The sequence below is a fragment of the Paenibacillus sp. WG02 genome (assembly GCF_055396115.1).
The window spans coordinates 2,353,140-2,368,441 of record NZ_AP036016.1; the positions used below are offsets into that span (position 1 = coordinate 2,353,140).

Sequence of the window (15,302 nt, forward strand, 5' to 3'; positions counted from 1 at the left end):
ATGAGAAACAAAACGTGGTTCGCCGGTTCGTTAGCCGCTGTGCTAATGGTTGGCACGCTGCTTACAGGATGCGGCACCTCCAAATCGTCAGATGGGAAAGAAGCCGCATCGCCTGCTTCGACCGCTGCGGCAACGAAGGAAGATAAGCCGCTTTCCTTTAGTTTTTACAACTTCGACGATGACTGGCAGCCGACTCCTTGGGGAGAAACGGTCACAACCAAATGGATTCAGGAAAACAAAAAAGTATCGATCAACTACGTGCCTACGAACGGCAATGCCAAGCAAAAGTTTAACGCCATGTATGCCAGCGGCGATTTGCCGGACGTAATATCGCTCGGTGCAGGCCCCGAGCTGGACCGCCTGATCAGCGAAGGCCAAGTGGTTCCGCTTGATCAATATCTCGACAAATATCCGAATCTGAAAAAGTCGGCCGGCGATAAAATCATCAACATCAATCGCTCGAGCGACGGCAAGCTGTATCTGATTCCGGATTGGTACGTGGGCGGCGATCATTTGAATGGCAACGGCGGTTATGCCGTCAACCGGAAAATATATAAAGAACTCGGTTCTCCGAAGCTGGAAACATTAGCCGATCTGGAGAGCTACTTGCGCACGGTTAAAGAGAAATACCCGAACGTCATACCGCTTGAAGTCGGCAATCCTAGTGCGATCAAAATGATGTATTCGGCATTCAAAGAAAACAATCCGCCTTACTTTGTAAACAATATGTTCTATCCGGAAGGAAATACAATAAAGCCGATTACGGAAGATCCGGCCTTCAAAGATTTCATGCTCTTCACGAGCAAGTTGTTCCGCGACAAGTTAATGACGCAGGACGTCTTTACCCAAAAGACCGATCAAATGATCGAAAAGCTCAGCCAAGGCAAAGTGGCCGTCGCGATCGAACCGAATCTTGTCAGCAGGGCCCGCGTTCCGGACTCGAAGCTCAAAGCGCAGGATTCTGAGAGCGGTTACGAATTTATTTGGCCAGTGCATAAGGATGGGCTCGATAAAAACAAAATTTTTATTAACTCTACGGGAAGAGAAGGCGGCGGCAAAATCGTCATCACGAAGAAAGCGAAAGATCCGGAACGCATATTCGCTTTCCTCGATTGGGCGACCAGCGATGAAGGGCAATCCGTTCTTTGGTTCGGCCCTCCGGGATTCCTATGGGACAAAAAAGATGAGAACGGTATTCCGATTCCGAACGACAAATATAAAACAATGGACAAAGCAGAGCTTGATAAACTGCACATTTCCGATAATATGATGGCTGGTAACGCTACATGGGTTGATTTGTCCAAAGTAGCCAGAGACAAACTGCTCCCTGAGTCCCAAAAGGATTTCACAACGACACAGCAGGTCAACATTACCTGGAAAACGGCCATGGATATTACTGCCTTTGCCAATACGAAGCCGCAGGGCGACTCTGAAGAAGGCATTGCCTTGCAGGCCGTGAAAGATATTTTCGATCAGGGATTCTCTAAAATGATTTACGCGAAGAGCGATGACGAAGTCCTGTCGGTTTTGGCAAAAACGAACGACGATATAAAAAAAGCCGGGTTTCCAAAGGTTATCGACTTTATCCAGAAGCAATGGCAGGATAACCTGAAGAAAATTGGCGGCAAATAAATCATTTGTTCGACTCACCATCAGGAGGGTATACTTTAAAAGTATACTCTCCATATTCAAATTTATAGGGATGATAATCATGTACAACGTGCTGCTTGTAGACGATGAACAATTGGACCTGGAAGTGCTGCAGCGGTTTATACCTTGGGAGAAGCTGGATATGACGATCGTCGGAGTGGCGAACAGCGGATTTGCCGCGATGAATGTGCTGCAGGAACACAAGGTGGACGTCCTGATCACCGACATCAAGATGCCGATCATGACCGGACTTGAGCTTGCGGAACAGGCTAGAAGCTTATCTCCAGAGTTGAAAATTATTTTTATAAGCGGACACGACGAGTTCCAATTTGCCCAAAAGGCAATAAAGATGAATGCCAGCTCGTATATTCTGAAGCCGGTAGACGATCTGGAACTACTCAATACGCTGCAGCTGGTCAAAGAACAATTGAACTATGAACGTGAACGGCAAAAGAAAGAATCGCAAATCGAGGAATCCATCCCGCTGCTGCAAAACGAAATGCTGCTTCAGTGGCTGAAGGGAGCCATCGATTTTCAAAAGCTTGACTATCTTTACGACGGGCGCCGTATGCGCCTGCAGACCGGGCAAGGCTGCGTCGGAATCATTGAAATCGACGATCGAGCGTGGAAGCTGAAGCAATTTTCCGAGGATCAAAAATCGTACGCAATCGAACATGTTCTCCGTTTGATCGCCGAGTTTATTCAGATGCATCAGCTTGGGTTTTATTGTAAAACGGAAGATGACAAAATTGTCCTCGTCATATCCGGTACGGATTTCGATCCGGTAAGGTCTATGCAGTCTCTGGTCAATCATGTGCGAACCCATTCGAGCCAGACTATAACGGTCGGATTAGGCTCGTCGGTATCGGACATTATGGACTTGCCGAGCTCTTACCGGCAGGCAGGGGATGCGCTTGCCACTAAAATGTTTCTTGGAAAATGCCGGGTGATCACGCTGGGAATTACGGAGAGGGAGATCGTCAAATCGACGTCCGACCTTGAGCAAATCATGGAAGCGATGCTGGCTGCTACCGCAAATTACGAACTTGTACGTATCTGTGATTACCTGGAGCAGTTGTTCGGCCTCGTCCACAGTTTGAAGGATAAGTTGACCGTCTATAACTTTGCTTTGTACGTTATTTCCAAAGTTGATTTTTTTCTGCGGTCGCTTAATGCCAATTTCTATGATTTACTAAGCATTGAGCTGAACAGCTTGAATGCGCTTTATGAATTTGAAACAATAGACGATATCAAAAATTGGCTGCGCCGGCGGCTGTTCGAAGTTTCCGAGCATCTGCATTTAAAAAAGAAAAATCCAAATCGGAAGCTGATCGGGGAAATCGAGCAATACGTCGCGGAGCATCTTGAGTTGTCACTGCAGTTGAGGGATGTCGCAAAGCAATTCGGTTTCTCGCCTAATTATCTGGGTTATGTATTCAAAGAGGCAACGAGTGAGTCATTCGGCGATTTCGTGACAAGGAAACGAATGGAGAGGGCGAAAGAGCTGTTGCACGATCCGAAAATAAAAATATACGAAGCGGCAAACCAGGTGGGTTACCAGAATCTGACCTTATTTAGCCGGCATTTTAAGACGACCTTCGGTCTTGCCCCGGTAGACTATCGCAAGCAAAGTTGGGTGTAAAAGGATGAAACGGTTTCCCGGTATTACACTTTCGTTTGGATATAAACTGATGATTTCTTATTTCCTGCTGGTGATGATTCCTGTCGTCTCGATCGGCTTTTATGCGTATACGACTTCCGTCCAGTACGTAAAAAAGCAGACGATTCAAAACGTAACCGGAACGTTGAAGCAGGTTCGCGACAACATCCAGGAGAAGATGAAAGTGGTGGAACGTGTCGACCAGCAAGTCTACCTGGATCAATCGCTCCAACAGGCATTATTTAAAAAGGTGGAGCCTTGGGACAGCTATCAGGTAACCACCAACAATGTGATCCCTCGATTGGAGGCCGCTTTAAATTTGACATCGAACAAGATCGCATTGGATTTGTATTTACATAACGATACACTCCCTGAGATTTATTTTGGCAACACAGGTGAAGACCCGTTGTTGAATGGCAGGAAATACGAGTTGTTTCATTTTTCACGAATCGAAGGCCTTGATTGGACCCGAATGTTCAGTGCTTTGAAGACGGATTCGTTGTGGGAGCAAGTAGATACGGACGCTAAATTCGGAAACGTATCACTTCTTAGAAAGATAATGGATTTTCATACAGTCTCGCCAATAGGCATTATGCGGACTACCGTAAAATTGGACGATTTGTTTGAAAATTTGAATTACGGCAACAGCAATACAGGTGTCCCGAGCTATTTGGCCGTAACGAATGAACGGAATGCCCCTATTTACGAAAGCATTCCGAATCCTTTGCCGAGCGATTGGACCGCTCATCCGGAACGTTATTTGCAAATTCGCGAGCCGCTCGAGGGGTTGAATTGGGAGGTTATGGCGCTTGTCCCGCTGCATGAGCTGGAGAGAGGGGCCAATAAGGTTAGAAACGTCACATTGCTAGTATGTTTGCTAAGCCTTACGATTTTTTTGGCGCTTGGCGCGTTTATATCCGCCTACTTCACCAAGCATATCCGCAAAATCGTCCAGTCTCTTCAATCGTTTCAAGAAGGCAATTTCTCCAAACGCATTCGCTTCAACGGCACGGACGAGTTTGCAAGGATCGCGGGTGCGTTCAATGAGATGGCTGAAAATATCGAGGGACTGATTCAAGAGGTATACGTCAGCAATATTCGGAAAAAAGAAGCGGAGCTTGAGGCGCTGCAGGCCCAGATAAAACCGCATTTTCTTTACAACACATTATCATCGATCAGCAGGCTGGGCCGTTTGGGTGAAGTGGATAAATTGCACAGGATGGTGAGCGGACTGGCGACTTTTTATCGGCTAACCTTGAATCAAGGCAGATCAATCATCCCGATTCGCGAGGAAATCCGCCAGGTTCAATCTTATATTGATATTCAAAAAATTAAGCATGTCGACCGGCTGGATGTCAGCTATGATATTCATTTTTCCGTTTTGGAGTACGACACGGTGAAGTTGATCTTGCAGCCATTCGTTGAGAATGCGCTCGAGCATGCCATGTTCGAGGATCGTTTGCATATCCGTATTGTTGCATATTTGGAGAATGGAAATATTGTGTTCAAAGTGATCGATAATGGAATCGGGATGAGCCCAGAAACCGTTCGTAAAGTATTTGCTGACAAAGACCAAAGCATCGGCTACGGAATTCGGAACGTCAACGAGCGAATCAAGCTGCATTTCGGAGAATCGTTCGGCGTCACGCTTCACAGCGGTTTGGGGATAGGAACGACAGTTCGAATCGTCATACCGGTATACAAAGTGGAATCTCCTCAATCGTATGATACTTGAGGAAAATGGTCTCGGCCGTTTGGCGTAAAACGTTCGGCGGTCTATTCATATTGGAGTACTCATCTTGTTTTCAAATTGATATTGAGTTCTAAAGCGGTTAAGTAGAAGTTTCTGAGACCCACAACTACACTGAGCTTCAAATTTTAGCTGCCAAGGCGTTCGGCAGTTCCGCAAGGGATTTTAACGTTGCTTTGTGTCCATATCGTCAAAAAATTCGACAATACAGGGGAAGATTTAGAGGATTTAATCTCGATTGGGACGATCGGATTGATTAAGGCGATTGAGTCGTTCTCACCTAATAAGGGCACGAAGCTCGCGACTTTTGCGGCTCGTTGTATCGAGAACGAAATTACATTGATCGACATCCTCGGGACAGAAGCGGATGATGTAGTGGATAAGGTACAGCTTAAGATAGAGAAGAGCAAAATCTATCGGAACTTAGAGATTTTGGACGACCGGGAGAAGGAAGTCGTGGTTGGGCGGTTTGGATTGGAATTAGGCGGGGAAGAGCGGACGCAGCGGGAGATTGCGAAGGAGCTGGGGATTTCGCGGTCGTATGTGTCAAGGATAGAGAAAAGGGCGCTAATGAAGCTTTATCATGAGTTTTATAAGGCGAAGCGGTAAGTCGTTAGGTTGGAGTATCGTATTCTTCATTTATTTGGTTTCAAATAATGGGGGGCGAAGACAATGACAGCCTTAATCCAAATTGAGCATGTCAGCAAATTTTATCACATGGGTGGGGAAACGATTCGGGCATTGGATAATATTTCGCTCGATATCGAGCAGGGCGAGTATGTTGCTATTATGGGACCATCGGGTTCTGGGAAGTCCACGCTGATGAACATTATCGGCTGTTTGGACGTTTCGGATGAAGGCCTATATGTGCTAGATGGAAAGCAGATTCACGCGCTGAAAGACACACAACTGGCTGAGATTCGGAATCGGAAGATCGGATTTGTTTTTCAGAATTTTAACCTATTGCCGAGATTAAATGCTTATGAAAATGTGGAGTTACCGTTGATTTATCGCGGATTATCGAGGAAGGAGCGAGAGCCGCTCGTATTCCAGGCGTTGGAAGCGGTTGATTTACTGGATCGTCGAAAGCATTTTCCATCGGAGCTGTCTGGTGGACAGCAGCAACGTGTTGCGATTGCGCGAACGTTGGCAGGCGATCCACCGATCATTTTGGCGGATGAGCCGACAGGTGCGTTAGATTCGAAGACGGGCGTGGAGATTATGGATATTTTCAGGCGGTTGAATGAGCAGGGGCGGACGATTATAGTGATCACGCATGACCGCCAGGTCGCGGAGCAGGCGAAGCGGATTGTTAGGTTTCGGGATGGACGGTTAATTTATTAATATAAAGAATATTGGCCTTACGATAAAAATCGTAGGGCTTTAATCATTTATTAATATGATGAGTAAACTATCTATTACTGGATTTTGTTTTATGACTGGCATCGTTGATTACTAAAGTGAATTTTAATCATCACAATAATGAAATTTTGCAGGTATAATACTGAAGGTTGTGGTGCAAAGTGATCAAGGAAAATAAAGATCGTTAGTGAATGTTTACTTTTGTGAACATTCACTTTTTTATTTCTAGGGAGTTGTGTTGTTCTTTGATTAGTGAAAGGGTAGGGTGGTGGTTGTCGCATGATGGTAGTAGTCCTTCACTCCGCTAAACGGGTAAAGGGGGAAGAGTATGAGTGAAAAAAAGTTAACAAGCTTAAGAACCATAATCACATTCATCATATTAGTTGGAGTAGTATATTTCATTTTCCAGTATAACGGGAACAGTCGCATAAACAACTCAAACTTGAACAAAAAGATTATAGTGGATCAAGTTAGAAGTACACAAATGTCGAAAGTAGTCTATTCAAGGGTAACAAGCCCAAACATTAAATTTATTGATATTGATTTGACAGAGGAACAAATAAGGGAGATTGCTGATTGGATTAATTCTGTACCAAATTCATCAATAGACGAGTTAAATCATACTCCCTTAAATATAAGTGCAGGGATAGTATTTAGATTAAAGTCAAATAAAGAAATCCTAATTCAATACGATTTAGAAAACATATATATAACGAGAACGGATATAAAAAGATCACAAGTGATGTATTCAATTAACGAAAAGAATCTAAAAAATTTCTTTAATGAACAACTTAAGGGGTTTTATTTCGGGCAAGACAAGGTAACGGAATCCTGAAGGTATTTCAAGAAGCCTCTCATATCATATCGTGCTAAAGTGACAGGGGAAACCACCCATTGATCTATAAGGGTTTTTTCTGTTTTATAACAGATGAAAAGAATGCAGTAGTACAGCTCCATAAATTACCCTTGTTGACGAACTGTTGACGAAAAATTTAGAGGATTGAACTTCTCTAGTTTATCCGCTGCTGCTCTGCTTACTGATTGGGCGACATGTGCATATAGGCTGCAGTGGTTTGATGCTTAGAGTGACCTAACCGTTCTTGTATCGCTTTCATTGAGACATCATTTTCAATCTATATTGTCGCCATGCTATGTAGTAGGTCATGAAGTCTTATGAATTTTTTCTTGCCCTTCCCAAAGCTCACCAGCTTTCAACTTATCAACCTTCCAATTTTTGTGGAAAGCCTTCATTTGGCATCGTGACTGTTCGTTTAGAGGCTTTGCTTTTAGGAGACTTAACTTGAGCGTGGCCACCAATAGTCAGTGAGATGCTTTTGTTTATGGATATAGTACATTTTTCGTAATCCACATCGCACCATTCCAAACCAATGAGCTCGCCTCGTCGAAAACCTCCAAGTATGGCTCCAATGCAAAATAATCTCCACTTTGTTGGTTCTTTGTATAGTGCTTCGATTGCAAGCTGTGCTTCACTTTCATCGTAGTACTGCATTTCAAGTTGAACTACTTTCGGCTTTTTGATGCCTTCCATTGGGTGTTTCTTGAGCATCTGCCAGTCCATAGCGCGGTTAAAAAGGCTCTTAATCACTCGATAAATATATTAAATGGTACCGCTAGAGAGTACATCACCTTGACCGTCCATTCGAGCTCCTGGTTTGCTTAGGTTATCGAGAAACGAAACAATGTGTAAAGGCTTAATTTGATCCATTCTTAGATGCCCGAACACAGGGAGAAATATGATTTTTTAATGTAAATCGTAGTTCTTAAGCGTTAGGGGAGCAAGCTCTTTAGCTGCGTATTTACTGCGCCATTCATCAACAAATGCACCTAGCGTCATTTTCAGTGGTGCAATATACTCCCCTGATTCAACCTCTGTTTGAAACTTGGGGTAGAGTTGCTTTCGTGAAAACTGGTGAATAGCGGAATTATTAGATCTCGGAAGATAACGGAATCGTAGAATAACTCTAATAATAATTGCCTAGCTCATTGTTTACCTATAATGATTTCTCTAAGCTAAGCGTATGCAATCATAGCCGATGGGAAGGGGAATGAAAATGAGTACGTTAATCAATAAAGTGAAAGCGTGTGTAGGTATCATAACTGTAGGACACTAGCCTTACTGGGAGCAGTTCCCTGGGCTTCGGGAGGAGCTAGAAGTGTATGGGCGGGAATTCGAAGCGATGCTGGGTAGGAACGAGTAGAAATCGTTTCTGCGGGGTTTGTAAACAGCGTGGACAAATCGTTTGCGGCTTCGGCGTACCTAAAACGTAATGACGTCGATTTTTTTTCTGTTACACCAAGCGAGCTAGCTTTATCCGCATGACAGGCATCAACGGAAAGATTGAAATTACATGTTAGGAGCGGATGAGAGAATGAAATGGCAGGCTCATTGGATTTGGCCGAAAGAGGGCGGTAGCGGGACAAACCAATATGTTGATTTCCGGCGGGCGTTTTCTGTCCCTACCGTCATCGGGACTTTTAGCGTGCATATTACATGCCGAAACGAATACCGCCTCTACGTTAACGGTGTTAAATTTGGACAAGGTCCATCGCCGTGTGACGCTAAATGGATGTATTACGACTCTTACGACATTACCGCGCTGCTCCGCCAGGGACAGAATGTGATAGGCGTCGTCGGCTATCATTTTGGCGAGAAGGACATTTATACGCAGCAAATGCAAGGAGAAGCAGGATTTCTGGCGCAACTCGAGCACACTGCCGGTGAGGCTGAAGATGTACTACTCGTGAGTGATCCGTCCTGGAAATGCCGGTATTCGCCGAGATGGTCGGCCAAAACCGAGCGGATTAGCCGTTGGGGAGGATTCAAGGAAATTTACTCGGCAAAGCGCGAAGACGGATGGGAACTTCCGGATTATGATGACAGCGCTTGGCCAAGCGCAGCGATGCTGGCTTCGGCAGAGGCACCAGACAGTCCATGGCCCCGGTTGCTGCCCAGGGAAATTCCGTTCCTTGCAAGCCGCGCGGTTTTGCCCGAGAGCATTGTTCGTTTTGAAGAAAATTTCGGCAGCGTACGTCGCATGGAAGAAGAGGGCATCGAGGGGCCGTATGTCATAGATGCTGCTCGGCCAGGCGCTTTTCCCGGCATCGTGTTTGACTTTGGCCGGGAGGTAGTCGGCTATCCCGAAATAACCGTGGAAGCCCCGGAGGGCGGTGTGCTGCGAATTGCATACGGCGAATCGCTTGAGTTGCAGTTCGTGGACGCTTATGTTCTGAAGCAGGGCTTGCAGACGCTGTCGCCTTACGGGAGGAGAGCGTGCCGATTCATGCATCTGATGTTCGCAGCCGCTCCGCAGCCGATCGAATTAATTAAGCTTTCGTTCCGGCTTGTCCATTATCCGTATGAAGCCTCGGCTGTATTTCAAAGTCAAGACGGCATGCTCGATCGAATTTGGGACATCAACCGATATACGACGCTTATGAACAGCCAAGATCATTTGGAGGACTGCCCTTGGCGGGAGAAGGCGTTGTGGGTCGTCGATGCGATCGTGATGGCCAAAGTTATCTACCATGTGTTCGGTGATTCTCAGTTGATTAGAAAATGCTTGCTTCAGGGAGCGAGAATCCAGAATGAGAACGGCTCGATTCCCGGCACCGGCCCGGAAGCGAATTCTACGCTTCTTCCTGATTTTTGCGCGTATTGGCTGATCGGCGTTTATGATTACTGGAAATACACAGGCGATCTCGATATCGTCGAGAAACTTTGGCCCACTATGAACAAGCTCGTGAACTGGTTTCACCAAGAAACCGATTCGTCGGGATTATTTGCCAACGCTGACAGAGCGGGTTTTTGGTGCTTTATCGATTGGACTGATGACATCGATAAACGGGATAAAGTTTCCGCTATTTCGTTTCTGTTCTACAAGGTACTTAGTCATGCGGCCGAGCTTGCAGCCGTCTTGGGTCATGAGGAGGAAGTACAGCGATACAAAGAATGGTCCACGGAACTGCTGCAAGCGATGCGCGACAACCTGTGGATACCGGAGCACAGCTTGTTCGCGGATTGCATGGCCGGCGATGTCCGATCCGACCACACCTCGCTTCAAACAAATTTTCTTGCTGCATGGTGCGGGGTGTTGACAACGGCGGAAATCCGGCAGTTTATCCGGGAAACGTACGCCAAAGGGGTGCTTCTACCCGTAAAGGGTCCGTTCTTTCAGCATATCGTACTGGAAGTGCTGTGCGGCGTCGGCGAGTCCCGCATGGCGCTTGACCTCATCCGGGACTATTGGGGGGCGATGGTGCAGCGAGGGGCGACGACCTGGTGGGAAACGTTCGATGCATCGACGCCAAGCAGTACGATCCCGAGTACGTACCAGGGCAATACGCCAACCTATTTATGGGAAGCGCCGCCGACAAGCAGTTGTCACGCATGGGGCGCTTCGCCGGGGTATTTACTCATACGGCTTGTTCTCGGCATCGATGTTAGCGATCTGGGAAGCGAAAAGGTATATGTGCATGCGCCTGCAGTCAGCCTGCCAGGCATGAATGGAAGCGTTCCGACACGCCACGGTCCGATTGAGATCGAATGGATATCGGAGAACCGCGCGAAAGCCATCGTTCCGCAGGAACTAATCGTTGTTTCTGGGGATGGAACGCTGCTGGATATCGAAATACGATAAACGAAACGGGCTTGTAAAAATCGCCTCTTCTTATACGACGTTCCGCTCCGATATACTTCTCCTTGCAAGTTCGTTCCATCGTCAGGCATGATCCGGGGAGGATTGAGGCGGAAGCCTAATGAGCGTGCCTGCTGAGCGATGGCTGGAGCTGGGAGCACGAGCGGGCGGTCTATACAAAATCGCGTTTGATTATATCAAAGCAGGCGAGACAATCCCGGTCGTCCATTCCGTAGCATACACCGTTACTTCGGCTGGCGCACCTATCATTATTTACTCCAACCAAAGCATGACGGTTGATTCAATCAATTAAGCAGGCAAACCTTTGGAGCTGCGACTGGCAACCATCTTTATAGATCGCGGCGAGTTTCTCCAGTTCAATTGAATCATCGTCCCGATCAGTGTAAACCACTCCTGATCAGTAAGACCGCCTCAATCCTGTTTTTGGGATCGAAGCGGTCTATTTCGTTGAAATATGATAAAAGGATGCTTATATATCTGGGTAACGCACTCGTCCTGGAAGGACGGCGAGTCTGTTATCCCCAGGACTAGAATTTTAATGCCACACCTTAGGTCGTTCCTTGACGTATGCCGATGGCATAGTACCAGTTACCTTTTTAAACACTTTATAGAAATAGGACTGCTCGCAAAATCCGAGGAAGTCGGATATTTCGCTGATGCTCATTTGGGAGGCGGCCAGCAGGTCGCAGGCTGCGGAAATGCGGATTTGCTGAATGTAATCAGTAATGGTTTGTCCGGTTGTTTGACGGAATACCGTGCTGACGTGATTGGGGGTACGCTCGACAAAGGCAGCTAGCTGGCTCATGGTAATCGTGCTCCTGTAATGCTGTAAAATGTAGTCCTTCAACTGCATAACGATGTCGTCCGCTTTGTTTGGTGTAGCCCCAGAGTCGGATACCTCGTTTAGAATAGCCAACATCTCAAGAAGAATGCCATGACACAGCGTATCGGAATAAACGGAGTTACGCAGCCAGTATTGGGTCAGCAGGGAAAACCGCTGCCGAATGTATTCGAAGCCGGGCTGCCGTGTTACCTGACAATTGGGCTGCGACAAAACCGGAAGGCCCTCACCCATACCTGTATAGTGAAAGTGAGCTACATACATGTCGTGAGCTTCCCGTGTCGTATGGAGCGCGTTTCGCATAGCGCCCATGGGGACGAACAGCATGTCGCCTTTGGTCAGGGAATACGTATCGGAATCAACCGTATAAGACACATCACCGCTCATCATCAGAAGCAGGATATGATTGTTGGTCATTGCCCTTGGCACATGCCACCTGGGCTCGCAATGCTCGAAATAAATGGCAATAGGTTTGATCATAGGAAGATAGACGCTCCTTATATCGTGATTCCTCCATCTATTATATCAACAATCCGAGAATTCCTCTAATGATAATTGCCGGTTCACTGTTCGCTGATGTAGAGCTTACTTAGCTTATGATGCATCTGATTGACGTTTATGTTAATGGATTGTTATCAATACCTAATACTGCTTGGCTGGGAATAATGACGAAAAGGGGCTTCAAACACACTCATTCTGGAAGGACGGCGTATCCCTTTATCCTTGAATGATAGAATTGTTCAAAAAATCGTTGCTGTGTTCATTGTTAATTAAACAGGTGAAATCTAAACTATAAGTAACGAGCTATTATGCAGGGTGGAATTCCACCTAAGTCATTTGGACTCAAGACTAAATCGTAAAGGAGAGCACTTCCTTTGAATAAACGTACACCTAAACCGCTTCGCCGGGCAACACTGGAAACAACCTTGAAGCCGTTCTTCAGCATGGAGCAGGATCACGTCGAACAAGTATGCGGTGAAATGATACGGCAGTGGCGGCCGTTGATCGATATGTCGGATCATTGCTCGATGCTTCTCTGGATTGCCGACGGCAGCGAAATATTGATGTGGAATGGCGATCTGGATACTGAGATCGAGTGGGCGAAATATATTGGATTAGCCAATGAGGAATGCTTCGGCATTTCAGATCCTGATGATCCGATGCGGGCGAGACCGTATACGGATAACCCGTCGCGCATCACTTACCGAGATTTGATGAGGATTGTAGCTACGTTTAAAAAATTGGCCGCTGAGCAAGGTCTGACGATGGAAGTAGGGGCAACGTTCGATCCGGGCCGGAATTTGTCTACTCCGATTTTAAGTACAATCTGCATCGTGAAATCAATGACGCCGCATTGGGCGGGAATTTCGTTTCCCTCCGCCCCGATTACAAGGTGATTTGCTGCTGGAGCCAGTTAAAGGGGGACAAACTCCCTTATGCAGAATTTCCGCATGGCATTCCGGAGGGCACTTCGTTTGGCCAGTTCTTGGGACGGCAAACCAGAAGGTTTTTAAGCGATTTTGGATTTGATTATATCTGGTTGTCAAATGGGTTCGGTTTCTCGTATTTTCCATGGACGTATCTCGGGAGCAATTTCGACGGATCAAGCTTTAATCAAGCTGACGTCCATGAAATGAAAGCCAACGTCATGTCGTTCTGGGATGATTTCAAAGCGGAATGCCCGGATTTTCGCACGGAGGTAAGGGGAACGAACTTTAGCACGGGTATTGAATTGGCCAAAGATTTTGTCCCGTTAGACGAGATGTACGCCAAAAAGGTTGTGGAGCTGCCGCCGCCCAATTCGCCGTGGGGAGCGCTGAACCGCGATTTTGGCTTAGAGCTGGCCGGATACATGTCCCGAATTGCCGTGCTGCCAGGGGAGACGTTCCCGTTCCGTTTCTATGCCAATGATCCATGGTTTTGGCAAAATCCTTGGTGGGATGCCTACGACAGGGAAGCCTACGACATCTATTGCCCCATGTCTGTTGGACGGGTTAATGCTTCAGGGAGGATCGATAATCCCGGCATCATCGAAATCCTTTCCATCGACACGGAAAAAGGGGAGCTAATTGAAGCGTGTCCGGCCGAAATCATTCCCCATTTGACCAAAGCAGTTAAGGATTTCCCGAACCAGCCGGGCATCCTGACATGGCTCTATCCGTTTCATGAATATTTCAGGCTTGTCGCCGAGCGACAGGAGATGGCCAGCCTCGTTTTTTTCGACGATTGGTTCGTTCGCAACGCGATCAATCAGGGACTTCCGCTTAACACAGTCATTAGCACGGAAAGCTTCAGGACTGTCATGGACGCCGAGATCGGGTCTTTGAAAGAAACGATCTTGCTGGTATCCGCATCCATGCTAACGCAAGAGATGATTCCGTATCTTATGAATCACGTGGAGCAGGGCGGGAAAATGCTTCTCTATGGGCCATTATCCCAGCCGGATTTGTTGGCGGCTCTGAATTTGCGTCAGGCTGAGGGGCTTGACGGAATGTTCCGGTTGGAATCCGAATTGGCTGAAGACCAGCTGGCAGTGCCCCGCAGCCAGCTTATCAAGCATGATCCGCTTATTTCCGGGGGAGCGATTCAAGAAATCGTAGCAGATACCGCCGATCCTCACACAGTCGTGAAAGCTCGCGCTAAACAGGATGATAAGGAAAGAGCATATGCTATAGTCAGAAAACTTCCCGATTGGAACGGAGGCGCAGTGGCTTGGACACGCGGAACCTTGGCGTTCGAAACAGGGCCGAATAGCCATCTGCCCATCAGACAAAGTACGGATTTCGCCGATTCTTCTATTTTCATCCGCTATCTTCTGGCTGATTTAGGCTACGTCTTTTTGCAGAATCGCTATGATGAAACGACTCTTTTATATCCAGGAACGAGGTATCAGGAGTTTGCCAAGCCGATCTACTGCTTTGTTTCTCGCAATGATAACGCCTATTGGTTCAGCGGCTATAAGCAGGATGCGACGGCTACGATGCAGTTCGCCTTCCCGGATGGTGCGCCTTTGTTGATTGGGCAGTCGGCGATCATTAGTGATGGCTGCGCTTCCTATACGATGGACACCTCCTTTCACCGGGAATGCCGGTTCCTTGTTAAGCAGAAAGCCACGGGTATCGTTGCATGCAAGGAAGGGCACCCGATCCGCACCCCTAAGAAAGACACAACGCGAAGCATTGTCTTAACCGGTTTGAAGGAAGCCGATGTGACGATCCTGCCTCCAGTTGAGATGCTGCATGCGGGTAGGGTAGAGGTTTGCGCAGATCGTGTTTATCTTCCAATCGAAGACCAAGCGACGGCAAGCTGTATTCGCTTGAAAGGTATTAGCGGAACCATCGAAGTTACATGGTAGAGGGAGAG

General features: G+C 46.9%; 11 protein-coding genes and 1 pseudogene. 10 read left to right on the forward strand and 2 right to left on the reverse strand.

The annotated features are described in order from the left end of the window. The 6 genes and pseudogenes from ACBP55_RS10700 to ACBP55_RS10725 all read left to right on the forward strand — a co-directional run bounded on the left by ACBP55_RS10700 (window position 1) and on the right by ACBP55_RS10725 (window position 7,257). Window positions 1-1,632, forward strand: a complete 1,632-nt coding sequence (locus ACBP55_RS10700; protein ID WP_464651390.1) for an extracellular solute-binding protein — start codon at window positions 1-3, stop codon at window positions 1,630-1,632. Window positions 1,633-1,711: 79 nt separating this feature from the next. Continuing rightward, entirely contained in the window at window positions 1,712-3,292 is a 1,581-nt protein-coding gene (locus ACBP55_RS10705) for a response regulator (protein WP_464651392.1), read from the forward strand. Between the two features lie 4 nt (window positions 3,293-3,296). Further along, entirely contained in the window at window positions 3,297-5,045 is a 1,749-nt protein-coding gene (locus ACBP55_RS10710) for a sensor histidine kinase (protein WP_464651393.1), read from the forward strand. 189 nt (window positions 5,046-5,234) lie between these two features. Next, window positions 5,235-5,669: pseudogene (locus ACBP55_RS10715) on the forward strand (sigma-70 family RNA polymerase sigma factor); the annotation flags it as partial. 63 nt (window positions 5,670-5,732) lie between these two features. Then, window positions 5,733-6,404, forward strand: a complete 672-nt coding sequence (locus tag ACBP55_RS10720; protein WP_464651395.1) for an ABC transporter ATP-binding protein — start codon at window positions 5,733-5,735, stop codon at window positions 6,402-6,404. A gap of 346 nt (window positions 6,405-6,750) precedes the next feature. Beyond that, the gene (locus tag ACBP55_RS10725) at window positions 6,751-7,257 is read left to right on the forward strand and encodes a hypothetical protein (RefSeq protein WP_464651397.1); all 507 of its coding nucleotides are present in this window, start codon (window positions 6,751-6,753) and stop codon (window positions 7,255-7,257) included. A 384-nt stretch (window positions 7,258-7,641) separates the two neighbouring features. Here ACBP55_RS10725 and ACBP55_RS10730 read toward each other — a convergent pair whose 3' ends face one another. Then, complete coding sequence (locus tag ACBP55_RS10730; RefSeq protein WP_464651399.1) at window positions 7,642-7,971, reverse strand: site-specific integrase; 330 nt, start codon at window positions 7,969-7,971, stop codon at window positions 7,642-7,644. 841 nt (window positions 7,972-8,812) lie between these two features. On the opposite strand from ACBP55_RS10730, the gene ACBP55_RS10735 reads away from it, so the two are divergent. Both ACBP55_RS10735 and ACBP55_RS10740 read left to right on the forward strand, forming a co-directional pair. Beyond that, window positions 8,813-11,080, forward strand: coding sequence for a family 78 glycoside hydrolase catalytic domain (locus ACBP55_RS10735; protein WP_464651400.1), 2,268 nt, complete (start codon window positions 8,813-8,815; stop codon window positions 11,078-11,080). A 118-nt stretch (window positions 11,081-11,198) separates the two neighbouring features. Further along, window positions 11,199-11,390 (forward strand): hypothetical protein, encoded by a 192-nt coding sequence (locus tag ACBP55_RS10740; RefSeq protein WP_464651402.1) that lies wholly within the window; start codon window positions 11,199-11,201, stop codon window positions 11,388-11,390. 243 nt (window positions 11,391-11,633) lie between these two features. On the opposite strand, the gene ACBP55_RS10745 is transcribed toward ACBP55_RS10740, so the two are convergent. After that, window positions 11,634-12,419: an AraC family transcriptional regulator gene (locus ACBP55_RS10745; RefSeq protein ID WP_464651404.1), complete on the reverse strand. Its 786-nt coding sequence runs from the start codon at window positions 12,417-12,419 to the stop codon at window positions 11,634-11,636. Window positions 12,420-12,814: 395 nt separating this feature from the next. Here ACBP55_RS10745 and ACBP55_RS10750 point away from each other — a divergent pair, with 395 nt between their 5' ends. Continuing rightward, the gene (locus ACBP55_RS10750) at window positions 12,815-13,336 is read left to right on the forward strand and encodes a hypothetical protein (protein ID WP_464651406.1); all 522 of its coding nucleotides are present in this window, start codon (window positions 12,815-12,817) and stop codon (window positions 13,334-13,336) included. After that, a complete protein-coding gene (locus tag ACBP55_RS10755; protein ID WP_464651408.1) occupies window positions 13,294-15,294 on the forward strand; it encodes a hypothetical protein in 2,001 nt (666 codons plus the stop codon). Before ACBP55_RS10750 ends, ACBP55_RS10755 begins: the two co-directional genes overlap by 43 nt. Window positions 15,295-15,302: the final 8 nt, after the last annotated feature.

What these genes read in the sequence shown, in the direction of transcription:
- ACBP55_RS10700 (WP_464651390.1), top strand. Translation starts at nt 1, where the DNA reads ATGAGAAACAAAACGTGGTTCGCCGGTTCGTTAGCCGCTGTGCTAATG.
- ACBP55_RS10705 (WP_464651392.1), top strand. Translation starts at nt 1,712, where the DNA reads ATGTACAACGTGCTGCTTGTAGACGATGAACAATTGGACCTGGAAGTG.
- ACBP55_RS10710 (WP_464651393.1), top strand. Translation starts at nt 3,297, where the DNA reads ATGAAACGGTTTCCCGGTATTACACTTTCGTTTGGATATAAACTGATG.
- ACBP55_RS10720 (WP_464651395.1), top strand. Translation starts at nt 5,733, where the DNA reads ATGACAGCCTTAATCCAAATTGAGCATGTCAGCAAATTTTATCACATG.
- ACBP55_RS10725 (WP_464651397.1), top strand. Translation starts at nt 6,751, where the DNA reads ATGAGTGAAAAAAAGTTAACAAGCTTAAGAACCATAATCACATTCATC.
- ACBP55_RS10730 (WP_464651399.1), bottom strand. Translation starts at nt 7,971, where the DNA reads ATGGAAGGCATCAAAAAGCCGAAAGTAGTTCAACTTGAAATGCAGTAC.
- ACBP55_RS10735 (WP_464651400.1), top strand. Translation starts at nt 8,813, where the DNA reads ATGAAATGGCAGGCTCATTGGATTTGGCCGAAAGAGGGCGGTAGCGGG.
- ACBP55_RS10740 (WP_464651402.1), top strand. Translation starts at nt 11,199, where the DNA reads ATGAGCGTGCCTGCTGAGCGATGGCTGGAGCTGGGAGCACGAGCGGGC.
- ACBP55_RS10745 (WP_464651404.1), bottom strand. Translation starts at nt 12,419, where the DNA reads ATGATCAAACCTATTGCCATTTATTTCGAGCATTGCGAGCCCAGGTGG.